The 16045-nt window shown below is 72.9% G+C and carries 11 protein-coding genes and 1 pseudogene; 4 read left to right on the forward strand and 8 right to left on the reverse strand.

All coding sequences use genetic code 11. The features are described from left to right. Positions 1 to 626 precede the first annotated feature (626 nt). Positions 627 to 2786, reverse strand: coding sequence for a RecQ family ATP-dependent DNA helicase (locus MOV08_RS12515; protein ID WP_039632080.1), 2160 nt, complete (start codon positions 2784 to 2786; stop codon positions 627 to 629). Between the two features lie 507 nt (positions 2787 to 3293). Between MOV08_RS12515 and MOV08_RS12520 the strand changes: the two are divergent. Continuing rightward, positions 3294 to 3824 (forward strand): annotated as a pseudogene (locus MOV08_RS12520) (hypothetical protein); the annotation flags it as partial. Between the two features lie 427 nt (positions 3825 to 4251). Here MOV08_RS12520 and MOV08_RS12525 read toward each other — a convergent pair. The 5 genes from MOV08_RS12525 to MOV08_RS12545 form a co-directional block, all read right to left on the reverse strand. After that, positions 4252 to 4902: a hypothetical protein gene (locus MOV08_RS12525; protein WP_039632085.1), complete on the reverse strand. Its 651-nt coding sequence runs from the start codon at positions 4900 to 4902 to the stop codon at positions 4252 to 4254. A gap of 67 nt (positions 4903 to 4969) precedes the next feature. Further along, complete coding sequence (locus tag MOV08_RS12530; protein ID WP_039632087.1) at positions 4970 to 5671, reverse strand: ribonuclease HII; 702 nt, start codon at positions 5669 to 5671, stop codon at positions 4970 to 4972. 220 nt (positions 5672 to 5891) lie between these two features. Next, positions 5892 to 6797 carry an ADP-ribosylglycohydrolase family protein gene (locus MOV08_RS12535; protein ID WP_039632089.1) on the reverse strand — a complete coding sequence of 302 codons (906 nt, stop codon included), beginning with the start codon at positions 6795 to 6797 and terminating at the stop codon, positions 5892 to 5894. Between the two features lie 11 nt (positions 6798 to 6808). Beyond that, entirely contained in the window at positions 6809 to 7468 is a 660-nt protein-coding gene (locus MOV08_RS12540) for a histidine phosphatase family protein (RefSeq protein ID WP_039632091.1), read from the reverse strand. A gap of 84 nt (positions 7469 to 7552) precedes the next feature. Next, positions 7553 to 9172 (reverse strand): ABC-F family ATP-binding cassette domain-containing protein, encoded by a 1620-nt coding sequence (locus MOV08_RS12545; protein WP_275307521.1) that lies wholly within the window; start codon positions 9170 to 9172, stop codon positions 7553 to 7555. Positions 9173 to 9294: 122 nt separating this feature from the next. Between MOV08_RS12545 and MOV08_RS12550 the strand changes: the two genes are divergently transcribed. Next, positions 9295 to 10020, forward strand: a complete 726-nt coding sequence (locus tag MOV08_RS12550; protein WP_275307522.1) for a TetR-like C-terminal domain-containing protein — start codon at positions 9295 to 9297, stop codon at positions 10018 to 10020. 9 nt (positions 10021 to 10029) lie between these two features. On the opposite strand, the gene MOV08_RS12555 is transcribed toward MOV08_RS12550, so the two are convergent. Further along, positions 10030 to 10635, reverse strand: coding sequence for a YdbC family protein (locus MOV08_RS12555; protein ID WP_078875720.1), 606 nt, complete (start codon positions 10633 to 10635; stop codon positions 10030 to 10032). 569 nt (positions 10636 to 11204) lie between these two features. Between MOV08_RS12555 and MOV08_RS12560 the strand changes: the two genes are divergently transcribed. Together MOV08_RS12560 and MOV08_RS12565 are read left to right on the forward strand one after the other, a co-directional pair. Then, positions 11205 to 11726: a TerD family protein gene (locus MOV08_RS12560; RefSeq protein ID WP_039632099.1), complete on the forward strand. Its 522-nt coding sequence runs from the start codon at positions 11205 to 11207 to the stop codon at positions 11724 to 11726. A 392-nt stretch (positions 11727 to 12118) separates the two neighbouring features. Continuing rightward, on the forward strand, positions 12119 to 12958 hold the full coding sequence (locus MOV08_RS12565; RefSeq protein WP_275307523.1) for an alpha/beta fold hydrolase: 840 nt from the start codon (positions 12119 to 12121) through the stop codon (positions 12956 to 12958). A 119-nt stretch (positions 12959 to 13077) separates the two neighbouring features. Here MOV08_RS12565 and MOV08_RS12570 read toward each other — a convergent pair whose 3' ends face one another. Next, entirely contained in the window at positions 13078 to 15963 is a 2886-nt protein-coding gene (locus MOV08_RS12570) for a vitamin B12-dependent ribonucleotide reductase (RefSeq protein ID WP_039632103.1), read from the reverse strand. Positions 15964 to 16045 lie beyond the last annotated feature (82 nt).

A 16045-nucleotide genomic window follows, 5' to 3' on the forward strand; every position in this document is an offset into this window, starting at 1 on the left:
GTCGGAGCTCACCAGCGCAAATACCGCATGATCCGGAACCGTGCCAAAACGGTCGACGGGACCTTCAGGATCTCGCTGTTGCTCCCGTTTACCCAGTACAGGGGCCGCTTGTCCCGGCTGCACCCGTTGGTCGGGAGCGCCTGTTTAATGGCACATCACCCGCTTACGGAATGCACTCCGGGGCCGTCGAGAACCGCCGGGACACCTCCATGACGCAATTTCGGCCATGCCTTGGCGAGAAAAGAACACGAATATTCGTAGTGATCCATGAATCACTTCACGAATCCCTCACACCTCATCGAGCAACCACCGCTATCGACCGCATATCGCGGCCCGCTAAAGACTTGCGTGTCGACCGGGCCGCCGAAGAGTGTTTCGGCGCCGTAACACCGACGCGTCGCCTTCGTATCGGCCCGGCCCGCCGCGGACGCCGCCCGAGGTATCCCGCACCGATGACATTCGGCCGCACCCTAACCCCTGGGGGCTTACCCCGTCCACATCGCGAGACGGGGCATTGCCCAGACATTACGACCGAGGAATTTTCGCGACAGGGCGCGAAATTCGGCCGACGGGGCCGAATCGGGCCGGTGGGTCCGTCGCCGGACCACGAGCCGGGGCCGGACGGCTCAGCCCGCCGCGGCGAGCACCAGCGGCAGCACCGGCCCGCTGCCCGCCCGGCGGAGCAGACGGGCGGCGACGGCGAGCGTCCAGCCGGAGTCGGTGCAGTCGTCCACGAGCAGGACGGGGCCCTGCGCGCGGGCCAGGGCACCGGCCAGCTCCTCGGAGACGGCGAACGCGCCGGACAGCGCCCTGAGGCGCTGCGCGGAGTTGCTGCGGCGCGGGGCCTGCCCGCCGCCCGCTTCGGTGTACGACAGCGAGCCGAGGAAGGGGAGCCGGCCGATGGTCGCGATCCCCTGGGCGAGCGACCCCACCAGCTGCGGGCGGGTCGAGGACGGCACCGCGACGATCCCCACCGGCCGGCCGGCGGCGTCCGGGGCCTGGGACGCCCAGCCGCCCGGGGAACGCGCCCAGTCGGCCAGGACCGCCACCGCGGCCCGCAGGACGTCGTCCGGCACCGGCCCGTCGGGCGCCTGCTCCGCCAGCAGCGGGCGCAGGCGGTTGCCCCAGCCGATGTCCGACAGCCGCCCCAGGGCGCGCCCGGTGGCGCACTGTTCGCCGGCCGGGATGCGCCCCTTGAGGTCGATGCCCAGCGCGGGCATCCCCGTCGGCCACATGCGGCGCGGCTCGATCTCCACCCCCGGGCGGTCCAGCTCCTTCACCGCCGCCGTCAGCGTCTCCGCCGACACGGCGGAATCGGCCCAGGGCCCCGCGCAGTTGTCGCAACGGCCGCACGGGGCCGCCCCCTCGTCGTCCAACTGCCGGCGCAGGAACTCCATCCGGCACCCGGTCGTGCCCACGTAGTCGCGCATGGCCTGCTGCTCGGCGGCCCGCTGCCGAGCCACCCAGGCATAGCGCTCGGCGTCGTACACCCACGCGGCCCCGGTGGCGGTCCAGCCGCCCTTGACCCGCTTGACCGCGCCGTCGACGTCCAGCACCTTGAGCATGGTCTCCAGCCGGCTGCGCCGCAGGTCCACCGCCGCCTCCAGCGCCGGCACGGACAGCGGCCGACCGGCCTCCGCGAGCACCGCGAGGGTCTGCCGGACCTGCGCCTCGGGCGGGAAGGCGGTGTCGGCGAAGTAGCGCCAGATGGCCTCGTCCTCCTTGCCCGGCAACAGCAGCACATCGGCGTGCGCCACACCGCGCCCCGCGCGCCCGACCTGCTGGTAGTAGGCGATCGGCGAGGACGGCGAGCCGAGGTGGAGCACGAAGCCCAGGTCCGGCTTGTCGAAGCCCATGCCCAGCGCCGACGTCGCGACCAGCGCCTTGACCCGGTTCTCCAACAGGTCGGCCTCGGCCTGGAGCCGGTCGGCGTTCTCCGTGCGCCCCGTGTAGGAGGACACCGGGAACCCGCGCTGCCGGAGGTAGGCGGTGGCCTCCTCGGCCGCGGCCACGGTCAGTGCGTAGACGATGCCGGAGCCCGGCAGCTCGTCCAGGTGCTCGGCGAGCCAGGCCAGGCGGTGCGCGGCGTCCGGCAGCCGGACCACCCCCAGCCGCAGGCTCTCCCGCTCCAGCGGGCCGCGCAGCACCAGGGCCTCGCCGCCGCCGGTCCCCAGCTGGTCGGCCACGTCCGCGGTCACCCGGGCGTTGGCGGTCGCGGTGGTGGCCAGCACCGGGACGCCGGGGGCGAGCTCGGCGAGCATCGCGCGCAGCCGGCGGTAGTCGGGGCGGAAGTCGTGGCCCCAGTCGGAGATGCAGTGCGCCTCGTCCACCACCAGCAGGCCGGTCGTGGCCGCCAGCTTGGGGAGCACCTGATCACGGAAGTCCACGGAGTTGAGGCGTTCCGGGCTGACCAGGAGGACGTCGGTCTCCCCCCGCTCCACCTCCCCGTAGATGGAGTCCCACTCCTCCGGGTTGGCCGAGTTGATGGTGCGCGCCCGGATCCCGGCCCGCGCCGCCGCCTCCACCTGGTTGCGCATCAGCGCCAGCAGCGGCGAGACGATCACCGTGGGGCCGGAGCCGCGTCGGCGCAGCAGCGCGGTGGCGACGAAGTACACCGCCGACTTGCCCCAGCCGGTGCGCTGCACCACCAGGGCCCGCCGGCGCTCCGCCACCAGTGCCGCCACCGCCTGCCACTGGTCCTCCCGCAGGCGCGCCGACCCTCCCGGGTCGCCGACCAGCTCGGCGAGGATGGCATCGGCTTCGGTACGGAGCTCCGGTTCGTCCATGCCCCCATGCAACCCGATGGTCGGGGCTGTCAGCCAGCTCACCCCCTGTGACGGGTACCTCGCGAACGGTCCCCGGGCCGCCGGCCGAGCACGCCGGCGCACGGTCGCCGCCGGCCCAGGGGGGCGGACCGCTGCGGACGTCGCCCGCCGCCCCCCCGGGCGTCGCCGCCGAGGGCCGTTCACCCCGCAGGCGTGAACCGGCCGCTACCGGCCGGGGGTTGGGCCGGGGCCGGCGGGCGGGGTGGCCGTCGCCGACGCCGGTGCCCTGGGAGAAGGGAGGGGAGCCCGGGCATCGGCGGCGAGCGCGGCGGGCAGGGATAGCGAGGGCACACCGGGTGTTTCCGGCCGTGCGCGGGGAATTGCTCGTTGCCGCAAGCCTGTACGAGCCGCGAGAATGGGAAGTGCTTCCCGGTATCCGGCCGTTCGCGGTCCGACCGGGTCATGCCGTGGTGCACCGGCGCACCCGGCCATGGCCCGCGGCACGGACGCGTAGACGAAGGGAGGACGATGACCTTCGGATTCGCCCGGCCCCCGCAGGACCCACCGCCCGATGCGGACGGCCCCGCCGCCCGGTTGGGGCGGCTGCTGGAGCCCGCGGAGTGGGCGTCGGCGGGGATCCCGCTGCTGCGCAGTCCCCGCGAGGTCGTCGGCGAGCTGCACGGCCGCCATCTCCCCGGCCCGTCCACGGTGATCGTGGCGGTGCTGGACGCCCAGGAACGGATCGTCGCCAGCGCGTCGTTCACCGGCCCGACGGCGACGCCCGACGGCTGGGAGTACCGCAACGCGCTGCTGACCCAGCTGCGTCGGATCATCCCGCACGACCTGCGGCTGCGGGTGCCGGTCCGGACGGCGGTGCTGCTGCTCTGCCGGGAGGGCGAGCCCCGTTGGACGGAGGTGGACGGGGCGTGGATGTGGGGCCTGCGCGATGCCTGTACGTTGCACGGCCTCCGCTGCGGGGCGTTCATCGCGCTGACCCGGGACCGCTGGCAAGTTCTGGGCGAAGAGCGGGGCGGGCGACGCCCCAGGACGGCCGTCCCCACGAAGTCCGGACGCGGGCCGGATACGGCACGGGCCGGCCGCGACACGGGGAACGGGACGGTCGACGCCCCGGCCGCCGGCACCACCGGCCCGCCCGCCCCGGAGGACGTCGTGCCCGGAGCCGCCGCGCCCCCGCCGGGCCCGCGGACCGCGGAGCGACCGGCCGGCCTCCCGGACGGACCGGCCGACCAGGGACCGGTGGCCCCGCAGCGCGTCCCACCGGAACGGACCGCGACGCCGGGCGAGCAGCCGCGCGGCAGCGGCCGGGGAACGCCCCGGCGCGCCGCCGGCGGCACGCCCGAAATCCGCCGTCACCCGGCGGCACGCTAGGGCCTGTCGTCGAACTCCCGTCGTTCGCCCCGTGCGCGGGCGCGCGAACGAGCCCGACCGGCCACAGGGCCGGCGGGCCGCGCCCGACCAGCGGGGGTCAGGCGTTCGCGCCGAGCACGGCGTTGATCCGCTCCGGGTCGCCGCAGACGATCAGCAGCGCTCCGGCACGGGCCATGGCGGCCGGCAGTGCCCGCGCGGTGACCGCGTCGTCGCCACCGTTGACGGCGACGACCACGACCGGCCGTCCGCCGAGGCGTTCGGCGCCGGCGTCCGCGTAGAACACGTCGTCACCGGCGTCGTGCTGGGCCCAGTAGGACCCCTCGCCGAAGGACAGTTCGTGGGCCGCCCACGGGTGGTTCTCGCCGGTGGTCAGCACCAGGACCTCGCCCGGCGCGCGGCCGGAGTCCAGGAGCAGGTCGACGGCCTCGTCGGCGGCGTCGACGGCTCCGTCGGCGGGAGCCGGGATCAGCTGGAGCTGGGTGCCCACGACGGCTTCGGCCGTGGCGGCCGGAGGCTGCGGGGAACCGGTGCGCTGCGCCGGCGGGGCCGGGACGGACCCTCGGGGCGGAGCGGCAGGTCCGGGCTTGCCCGGACGGGCACTGGACGCGGGGGCGCCTCGCGGCGGGGCGGGGCGGGGACCGGGACCAGGGACGGGACGGGGGGTCGGCGCGGTGCGGCCGGCGGCCGGAGTTGCGCGGGGACCCGGGACACTCTCGTGAATCTGAGGCTCCTCGGGGATGAGAGGCATAAAGGGATGTCTATCAAACGTAGGTGCGGGACATGTCAGTGGGTACCGAATTCCCGCCCCGCTCCGCTCAGAAGTCGAAGCCGAGTTGGCCACCGGCTTCCAGAGCGGCTGCTTCGGGGGTGACGCGCACCTTCTTCAGGTGCCGCCACCGGGGCAGGGCGTCCATGTAGGACCAGGACACCCGGTGGTACGGCGTGGGACCGTGCTCCTCCAGGGCGGTGCGGTGGGTCGGCGAGGGATAGCCGGCGTTGGTCGCGAAGTCGAAGTCGGCGTATTCCAGACCGAGTTCGGCCATCATGGCGTCCCGTCGCACCTTGGCGATCACGGACGCCGCGGCGACCGCGATGCAGGACTGGTCGCCCTTGATGACCGTACGGACCCGCCACGGCGCGCCCAGGTAGTCGTGCTTGCCGTCGAGGATGACCGCGTCCGGCCGGACCGGAAGCGCCTCCAGGGCGCGTACGGCGGCGAGCCGCAGTGCCGCGGTCATGCCCAGGGCGTCGATCTCCTCCGGGGAGGAGTGCCCCAGACCGTACGAGGTGACCCAGTCCGCGAGCACGTCGCAGAGTTCGGTGCGGCGCTTGGGGGTCAGCAACTTGGAATCGGTGAGTCCGTCCGGTGGCCTACGGAGGCCGGTGACGGCTGCGCAGACGCTGACCGGGCCGGCCCAGGCCCCGCGTCCGACCTCGTCGATCCCTGCGACGATCTTGGCGCCGGTGGTGGCGCGCAGTGATCGCTCGACGGTATGGGTGGGAGGCTCGTACGGCATGGCGCCAGCCAGGTTACGCCTATTCGGCGCCGTCGTCCGCATCGGATCCCGAGCAGCGGCGCACGGGCGCCGGCGGAGGGCCGCACGCGGCGCTCCGCGGCGACTGCCGGCGGCGCCGCGCAAGCCCGCGGACGGGCGCGCGGAGAGCACCCATCGGGCGTGAAGTCGCCTGCCGGCAGGGACCGTTGCGCTCCGGGGCCAAGCGGTCCCGGGGTGCCGGTCAGAGCGTGGGGGCCCAGGCGGGCAGCGGTTCGGTGCGGTCGAGCCATTCCTGGGGCGGGGTGCCGCCGGGACCCGCGGCGACGATGCCGCCGACGATCCCGCAGGTGGTGTCGACGTCGCCGCCGGCCCGGACGGTGGTCCAGAACGCCCGCTCGAAGTCGCCGAGGTTGCGGGCGGCGGCCCAGAGGGTGAAGGGCACGGTGTCGTGGGCGGTGGTGCGGCGTCCGCAACCCAGGACGGCGGCGACGGTGCCGGGGTCGCCGTAGTCGAGCATGTCGCGGGCCCGGCGCAGGCCGGCCTGTACGGCGCTGCGCGGGATCAGGGACAGTACGCCGTCGATCAGTTCCGCGGGGCCGGGAGTGCGGGACGGGTCGGCGACCAGGGCGGCCGCGGCGGCCACCGCCATGGCGCCGACGACGGCCTCGCGGTGCTGGTGGGTGGGGTAGGCGGAGATCTCCGCCTGGTGGGTGGCCTGCTCGGGGTCGTCGGCGTACCAGGCACCGAGCGGGGCGATGCGCATGGCGGCGCCGTTGCCCCAGGAGCCGTGGCCGTTGAAGAGCGCGGCGGACAGTTCGCGCCAGTCGCCGCCCTCGCGGATCAGGCGGAGGAGGCGGTCGACGGCCGGGCCGTAGTCGCGGCCGTCGTCGTGGCGGTCGGCGAAGGAGCGGGCCAGGGCGTCCTGGTCGACGCGGTGGTGGGTGGTGAGGACGGCCAGGACGGAGCAGGCCATCTCGGTGTCGTCGGTCCACCGCCAGGGCGCGGGCGGCAGCTCGCGGCGCTTGAGGGCGGGGTAGTGGGCGGGGACGAAGAACTGCGATCCGAGGGCGTCGCCCACGGAGAGGCCGCGCAGGCTCGCCAGGGCCCGCGCACAACGCTCGGCGTCACGAGGATCAGGGGTCGTCATCGCTGTGCACTTTAACCGGTGACGCCATAAGGCTCGGGTTCACACCAGCGGTCGAAAGGGCGGTCGAGGGTGTAGCGGCCGTCCGGACCGAGGAGCAGGGCGCGCCAATCGGCGTTGCCGGGGTTGGACAGCGACTCGAACTCGGCGACCGACCAGTGGAACCACCGCATGCAGAACAGCCGCATGGTGAGGCCGTGCGTGACGATCAGGACGTTGGGCGGGTGGTGCGGGTCCTCGAAGCTGCGCCAGAGGCTCTCCAGGAAGGCCCCGACCCGGTCGTAGACGTCGGCGCCGGACTCGCCCTGGGCGAAGCGGTAGAAGAAGTGGCCGTAGGCGTCGCGGTACACCTTCTGGCGCTGCACGTCGTCGCGGTCCTGCCAGTTGCCCCAGTCCTGCTCCCGCAGCCGGGGCTCCTCGCGGACCCGCACCCGGTCGGGATCCAGGTCCAGGCACCGGAAGGTCTGGTGGGTGCGGCGGTAGGGCGACACATAGGCGGAGACCCGCTCGTGGCCGAACATCGCGCGCAGCGCGCGACCGGCCTCCTCCGCCTGGCGCAGCCCGGTCGCCGTCAGGGCGAGCGCGTGGTCCGGCTCGCGCTCGTAGACGGTGTCGTCGACGTTCCCCACGGACTCGCCGTGGCGGAGCAGGACGATGCGTCGGGGCCGGGCCATGCCGCCAGCCTAGAACGCCTGCCCTGTACATGCCGGGTGCGGCGGAGGGGCACCGGGGGCGGGGCACCGGCCCGCGCAGGGGCCTCAGCAGGCGACGAGGGCCGGGCGGCCGTCGCGCAGCTCGTAGGGCCGGCCGGCGAAGCGGCGCCGCAGCAGCCGGTCGTGGGAGACCACGACCAGGGCGCCGGGCCAGGCCGCGAGCGCCTCCTCCAGTTCCTCGACGAGGGCGAGCGCCAGATGGTTGGTGGGTTCGTCGAGCAGCAGCAGGTCGGCGGGGCGGGCGAGCAGGCGGGCCAGGGCCAGCCGGCGGCGCTGGCCGGCCGAGAGCGATCCGACGGGGACGTGGAGGTCGCGCTCCCGGAACAGGCCGAAGGACAGCAGCAGGGCGGCCAGCGCGTCGGGGTCGCCGGCCAGGCCCCGGCCGAAGGCGGCCAGCAGCGGCGCGGCGGGGCGGGAGACCGGTATCTCCTGGGCGAGGAAGCCGATCCGGCCCCGGCGGACGACCGTGCCGCGGTCGGGCGCGGTGGCGCCCGCCATGACCCGCAGGAGGGTGGTCTTGCCCGCGCCGTTGGCACCGTGGACGAGGATCCGCTCGCCGGCGCGGACGGTGAGGGCGTCCACGGCGAGGCGGTCGCCGACCCGGACGTCGTCGAGGCGGACCAGGGTGCCGGCGGTGTCGCCGGAGTCGGGGGCGGCCCGGAAGCGGAGCGGCTCGGGCGGCCGGGGCACCGGCTCGGCCCGGAGCCGGCGGAGCCGTTCCTGGGCGTTGCGCACCCGGCTGGAGACGGATGCCTGGACCCGCCCGCGGTCGCGGTCGTAGGCCATCTTGTTGTTGTCCTTCATGCCGCGGTCCTGGGCGACGCCGCGTGCGGCGCCGGCGGCGTGTGCGGTGAGCCGGGCGATCTCGTCGCACCACTGGGCGTGCTCCTGCTCCCAGCGGCGGCGGGCGGCGGCCTTGGCGGCGAGGAAGGTGCCGTAGCCCTCGCCGTAGCGGACCAGGGCGCGGCGGTCGGCGTCGACCTCGACGACGGCGGTGGCGATGCGCTGCAGGAAGAGCCGGTCGTGGGAGACCGCGAGGACCGTGCCGCGGTGGGCGAGCAGGGCCTCCTCCAGCCAGTCCAGGGCGGTGGCGTCGAGGTGGTTGGTCGGTTCGTCGAGGAGCATGACCTCGGGCGCCGCGGAGATCAGGCAGGCCAGGCCGAGGCGGGCCTGTTCGCCTCCGGAGAGGCTGCCGAGGAGCCGGCCGCGGTCCAGACCGTCCAGGCCCAGGCCGTGCAGCGCGCGGTCGACGCGGGCGTCGGCCTCGTATCCGCCGCGCAGCTCGAAGCGGGTGAGCAGGTCGCCGTACGCGTCGAGCTGCGCCGGGGCGGCGTCCCCGAGGGTCGCCTCCAGGGACCGCAGCCGGCGCTCGATGTCCCGGAGTTCGGCCAGGGCGGCGTCGACGGCGTCCTGGACGGTGCGGTCCGGGGGGAGGTCGGGGGTCTGGCCCAGGTAGCCGGTGCCGCCGTCGGCGGTGAGCAGGACGCGGCCCTCGTCGGGCGGCTCCAAGCCGGCGATGAGGCGCAGCAGGGTGGACTTTCCGGCGCCGTTCTCCCCGACGATCCCGAGGCGCTCGCCGGGGCGCACGGCCAGGGAGACGCGGTCGAGGAGAGGGCGGTCGGCGTGGGACTTGCTGACGTCGTGCAGCGAGATCTGAGTGGGCACGTGATCCTCCGGGTGTTGCCGCGGGCACGCCGGACAGCACCCCCGCCGACCAGCAAACGCAACTCCTGTCGCGTTACGATGAGGATGACACACCCACACCACTAACGCAACAGGAGTTGCAATTGTCCGGCGAGGGCGAGAAGAAGCAGTCCGAGAGCGACGGTCCGGCGTCCTCCCCCACCCCCGGCACCCGGCGCCCCGGCGGGCGAACGGCCCGCACCCGGGCCGTCGTCCGCGACGCCGTCCTGGCCGGCCTCGGCGAACTCGGCTACCCCGGGCTGACGGTCGAGTACGTCGCCGCCCGCTCCGGGGTGCACAAGACCACGCTCTACCGCCGCTGGGGCGACGTGGAGGGCCTGGTGGCCGACGCCCTGGACCTGGCGGGCGAGGACAGCTGGCTGCCACCCGACACCGGGTCGCTGGAGGGCGATCTGCGGGCGCTCGCCCGCGAGGTCGTCACCTCGTTCACCGAGCCCGCGACGGGCGCGTCCGGTTCCGTGATGATCGCGGCCGGCTTCCAGTCGGAGCGGGCCGCGGCGGCGCTGAGCGCCTACTATGCCGAGCGGTTCGCGCGCTGCGAGGCCATCGTGGAGCGCGCCGTCGCGCGCGGGGAACTACCGGCCGGCCCGGAGGGGGCCGCCGTCGACGCCGGGGCACTGGTGCGGGCGGTGCCCGCCCCGCTGCTCTGCCGGCTGTTCATCACCCGGGAGCCGGTCGACGAGGCGCTCGCCGACCAGGCCGCCGCGGCGGCACTGGCCGCGGCCCGCGCGGGCGCCTTCACCCCCGGCCGCGTCACCCCCGGCCGCCCGACCGGCGACGCCTCCGCCCCGCCGCGACAGGGGGTCTGACCGCGGCGCTCACACCGTCCAGGAGGGTTCGAGCTGCACCACGTCGCCCGCGATCGCCCGCACGTCGGCGGCTATCTGGGCCCGCAGCGCCAGCCGTTCCACCCGCTCCGGACGGTACTTGCCGCGCTCGGCCGCCGACTGCCACATCGACAGGACCAGGAACTCCTCGCCCGGCGCCCGCCCGACCATCCCCCGGAGCATGCCGGGCGACCCGGCCATCGCCGGGTTCCACACCTTCTCCTGCATGAGCACGAAGTGATCCACCCGGTCCTCGCGCACCTGGCAGTGCGCCAACCGCAGCACGTCCGCGTCGCCGAAGGCCGGACGGAACCCCACCTTCACGTCGAATTCGTGCTCGAACAGCCGGACTTGCGGGTCCTTGTAGGTGCCGGTCTGGGCGGCGGCCAACCGGTCGTGCGAGCGCGCCATGAAGGAGTCGTAGAACGCCCGGCTCTCCCAGAAGCCGACCAGGTGGGCCACGCCGGGACGGGAACGGCTCCACCCCCCGGCCTGTCCCCGGAAGCCGGGCTCTCCCAGGAGCCCGGCCCATTTCCGCTGCCCCCGCTCGAACCCTCGGCGGTCCACGACGGTGAGGCGAATCCACTTGACCAGCACCGCGCCATCGTAAGGCCCGGTGACGACCGGAACCGCTGCCCGCCTGCTTCCTGCCGCCCCGAACTCCCTTACGGGCGCGCGTCGCTGGAGGCCGTCACGCCCACCCGGCGCCCCACCTCCTCGACGACGGTCCGCCACCGGCCCTCCCGACAGGCGCGCCCGGCCATCCGCACGCCACCGGAGAGCGTTCACCACCCCCGAACACCCCGCCCGCGCTCCCTCGCCCTCACCGACGCCCTCGCCACCCATCTCCGGGACGAGACGACGACACGAACACCCCCGGAAGCAAGCCGCCTTGCCACCCCCGCGGCACCCTCGGAGCACCCTCAGAGCAATAGACTCACCGCACCGAAGGCAATGCGCTCCATTGCACCGACACATGGCGTCACATTGCACCGAAAACAGTGGGCCCTTTGCGTCGAAGCCACGAACACCCATGGCTGGTCACGGACTTACCGGGCCGACTCCCGCGACCGCGTGGCACGATGGTCGAACACGGGGAAAACCCGGGGAGTTGTCCGCGGAATCGCAGACGGGCTGGGCCACGGGAGCTGACGGAAGGGGACCCGGTGAGCACGTTCAACAAGGGGATTGAGAAGGTCGTGGTGGCACTCGGATGGGATCCCAGCCCCATCGGTGAGCCGGACATCGACCTGGACCTCATCGCGGCGACGTACCCGGCGGACGCGCCGCACGGAGAGCCGGCCTACCTGGTGCACTTCGACAGCCGATCGCCCGACGGGACCATCACGCTCAACCGGGACAGCCGGACCGGCCAGGGATTCGGCGACGACGAGGTCATGACGCTGGAGTTGGAGCGACTGTCCGAGCGCTACGCCCGCGTCGTGGTGGGCGTGGTGATCCAGCAGGCGCACGGCCGCAAGGTCTTCGGCGAGGTCGCCAACACCCTCGTCGAGGTACGCGAGGGATACACCAGGCTGGCCCGCAACGACTTCGCCGGCGTTCCGGACGCGACCGCGGCGGCCTGCGCCGAGTTCGCGCGGGACGCCTCGGGTGAATGGCGGTTCCAGCCCGTACTACGCGGGTTCGACACCGACCCGGATGAGTTCACCCGGCTGATGGGCGCCTGACGGTCACCTGCGGCAGATGTGGAGGGGAGGCGGCGACGAGCCGCCTCCCCTCCGACGTTCCACCGCCGCGCACGCGCCCCAGGGGACGCGACCGTACGCGCTCAGCATCCGGGCCGATCACGCTCCGGCGGACATACGGGCCCAGATCTTCACCATGGGAGCAGGAGTGAAGATCACGGCAGCGGCCCGTGGAGCGGGCCCACCGGAATATCGCCATGCCGAAATACCGCGCCCCAGGGTTTCCCACCCACTTCCCACCGGCTTCCCCCGCTCTCCCCGCTCCCCCGCCCCACGCCTCTTCCCGTCCTCTTCCCGTCCTCTTCTCCCACGCTCCCCAGGGACCCCGGCATAACCACTTGCCGCACTACGCACTCGTGCCCAGGATTACCGCCATGCCTGTTCTCACCGCGCCCGACGGAACCCCGCTCGCCTATCACCTCGTCGGGAAAGGCGAGCCGCTGCTCTGCCTTCCCGGTGGCCCGATGCGCGCCTCCGCCTACTTCGGCGATCTGGGCGGAATGGCGGCCCACCGGCAATTGATCCAACTCGATCTCCGCGGCACCGGTGAATCGGGCATCCCCACCGATCCGGCGACCTACCGCTGTGACCGGCAGGTGGACGACGTCGAGGCGCTCCGGGCCCACCTCGGCCTCGAATATGTCGACGTTCTCGCGCACTTCGCGGCCGGCGATCTCGCCCTGCTCTACGCGGCCCGTTTTCCGGCGCGCATCCGCAGCCTCACCCTGGTCGCCGGTCGGGCCCGTGCCCTGGGCATCGACTTCACCGAGGCGCATCGGCGGGAAGCGGCCGCCCTGCGGTCCGCCGAACCGTGGTTCCCGGACGCGTACCGCTCCTACGAGGCGGTCTGGGCCGGCACCGCCACGGATGCCGACTGGGACGCCATCGCCCCGTTCTTCTACGGCCGTTGGGACGCGGCGGCCATGGAGCACGCCGCGTCGGAGGTCGCGCAGACCAACGAAGAGGCCGCGGAGCGGTACGCGTCCGCCGGTGCCTTCGACCCGGCCGCGGCGCGGGCCGCACTGGCCTCGCTGGATGCGCCGGTACTGCTGCTCGCCGGCGAACGGGACGGCGGCCCGCTGCCCCGGGTCGCCGCAAAGATCGCCGCGCTGCTGCCCGGCGCCACGCTGACCGTCCAGCCGGGCGCCGGCCACTTCCCGTGGCTGGACGACCCGGAGGGTTTCACCCGGACCGTCGGGGACTTCCTCCCCTAGGTCGTGTCCGCCCCCCGACGCGACAGGGCGGTGGAGCCGGGTCTCCCCGTACTCCACCGCCCTGGTCAGCTCAGGCCCACCGGCCGATCACCGGCCGTCGCCCCCTCGGGGCGCCGGGCTCAGCTGCAACCGCTGGTCGAACCGCAGCCCTCGCAGAGGTAGCAGCTGCCGGCCCGCTGCATCTTGGTGCCGCAGGAGAAGCACAGCGGCGCGTCGGCGTTGATGCCCAGCTGCATCTCCACCAGCTCGGCGTTGGTGTGCGCCTGCTTGGGAGCCGGCGCGGCGGTCTCCTCGACGGCCTTGATCGCCGGGGCCGGGTCCTTGACCGTGTCGGTCTGCCGGGGCGCGGACTGGGCCAGGCCCTCCACGTCGACCTCGTCCTCGGGCAGCTCGTAGGAGCCGGTCTCCAGGTGGCGCTGGCGCTCCTCGACGGAGTGGATGCCGAGGGCCGAGCGGGTCTCGAACGGCAGGAAGTCCAGCGCCAGGCGGCGGAAGATGTAGTCGACGATCGACTGCGCCATCCGCACGTCCGGGTCGTCGGTCATACCGGCCGGCTCGAAGCGCATGTTGACGAACTTCGAGACGTAGGTCTCCAGCGGCACGCCGTACTGGAGGCCGACCGACACCGCGATGGAGAAGGCGTCCATCATGCCCGCGAGGGTCGAGCCCTGCTTGGACATCTTCAGGAAGACCTCGCCGAGACCGTCGTCCGGGTAGGAGTTGGCGGTCATGTAGCCCTCGGCGCCGCCGACGGTGAAGGAGGTGGTGATCCCCGGGCGGCCCTTGGGCAGACGCTTGCGGACCGGGCGGTACTCGACGACCTTCTTCTCCGCGGTCTTCGCGGCGGCCTCGGGCTTCTTCTCCTCCTCCTTCTTCTTGGCGGAGAGCGGCTGACCGACCTTGCAGTTGTCGCGGTAGATCGCGAGCGCCTTCAGGCCGAGCTTCCAGCCCTGGAAGTAGACGTCCTCGATCTCCTCGACGGTGGCCGACTCCGGGACGTTGACCGTCTTGGAGATCGCGCCGGAGAGGAACGGCTGGGCCGCGGCCATCATGCGGACGTGGCCCATCGGGGAGATGGCGCGCTCGCCCATGGCGCAGTCGAAGACCTCGTAGTGCTCCGGCTTGAGGCCGGGGGCGTCGACGACATTGCCGTGGTCGGCGATGTGGGCGACGATCGCCTCGACCTGCTCGGGCTGGTAGCCGAGCCGCTTGAGCGCCTTGGGGACCGTGTTGTTCACGATCTGCATGGAGCCGCCGCCGACCAGCTTCTTGAACTTCACGAGCGCCAGGTCCGGCTCGACGCCGGTGGTGTCGCAGTCCATCATCAGGCCGATGGTGCCGGTCGGGGCCAGCACCGACGCCTGGGCGTTGCGGAAGCCGTTCTTCTCGCCGAGGCGCAGCACGTCCTGCCAGGCTTCGGTGGCCGCGGCCCACACCGGGGTGTCCAGGTCGTCCATGCGCACCGCGCTGCCGTTGGCGTCGGAGTGCTGCTTCATGACGCGCTTGTGGGCGTCGGCGTTGCGGGCGTAGCCGTCGTACGGGCCGACGACCGCGGCCAGCTCGGCGGAGCGCTTGTAGGAGGTGCCGGTCATCAGCGAGGTGATGGCACCGGCCAGGGCGCGGCCGCCGTCGGAGTCGTAGGCGTGGCCGGTGGCCATCAGCAGCGCGCCGAGGTTGGCGTAGCCGATGCCCAGCTGGCGGAAGGCGCGGGTGGTCTCGCCGATCTTCTCGGTGGGGAAGTCCGCGAAGCAGATCGAGATGTCCATGGCCGTGATGACCAGCTCGACGACCTTGGCGAACCGCACGGCGTCGAAGGACTGGTTGCCCTGGTCGTCGTCGTTGAGGAACTTCAGGAGGTTGAGCGAGGCGAGGTTGCACGAGGAGTTGTCCAGGTGCATGTACTCGCTGCACGGGTTGGACGCGGTGATGCGACCGGTCTCCGGCGAGGTGTGCCAGTGGTTGATGGTGTCGTCGTACTGGATGCCGGGGTCGGCGCAGGCCCAGGCGGCCTCGGCCATCTTGCGGAACAGGCCCTTGGCGTCGACCTCCTCGATGATCTCGCCGTTCAGCCGGCCGCGCAGGCCGAACTTCGCGCCGGACTCCACGGCCTTCATGAACTCGTCGTTCACGCGGACCGAGTTGTTGGCGTTCTGGTACTGGACGGACGTGATGTCGTCGCCGCCCAGGTCCATGTCGAAGCCCGCGTCGCGCAGCGCGCGGATCTTCTCCTCTTCCTTGACCTTGGTCTCGATGAACGCCTCGACGTCGGGGTGGTCGACGTCCAGGACGACCATCTTGGCCGCGCGGCGGGTGGCGCCACCCGACTTGATGGTGCCGGCGGAGGCGTCGGCGCCGCGCATGAAGGAGACCGGGCCGGAGGCGTTGCCGCCGGAGGAGAGCAGCTCCTTGGAGGAGCGGATGCGGGAGAGGTTCAGGCCGGCGCCGGAGCCGCCCTTGAAGATCATCCCCTCTTCCTTGTACCAGTCCAGGATCGACTCCATGGAGTCGTCCACGGAGAGGATGAAGCAGGCGCTGACCTGCTGCGGCTGCTGGGTGCCGACGTTGAACCACACCGGGGAGTTGAAGCTGAAGACCTGGTGGAGCAGGGCGTAGGCCAGCTCGTGCTCGAAGATCTCGGCGTCCGCCGGGGAGGCGAAGTAACCGTTCTCCTCGCCGCTCTTGCGGTACGTCTTGACCACGCGGTCGATGAGCTGCTTGAGGCTCGACTCGCGGGCCGGGGAGCCCACCGCGCCGCGGAAGTACTTGCTCGTGACGATGTTGACCGCGTTCACCGACCAGGAGTCGGGGAACTCGACGCCACGCTGCTCGAAGTTGACCGAGCCGTCGCGCCAGTTGGTCATGACGACGTCACGGCGCGCCCACTGGACCTCGTCGTACGGATGCACGCCGGGGGTGGTGTGGATGCGCTCGATACGCAGACCCTTGCTCGCCTTGCTGCCCTTGGCGCGGGAGCCTCGTGCCGGGCCGCTCGTCGTCTCTGTCATTCCGCCTCCCTGTACGGGCAAACGCCCATATGTGCACACAAATTCCGTGGCACGGTGTATGTCTTCCCGCACCGGGGCGCCC

Source organism: Streptomyces yunnanensis (genome assembly GCF_029011865.1).
GTDB lineage: Bacteria > Actinomycetota > Actinomycetes > Streptomycetales > Streptomycetaceae > Streptomyces > Streptomyces yunnanensis.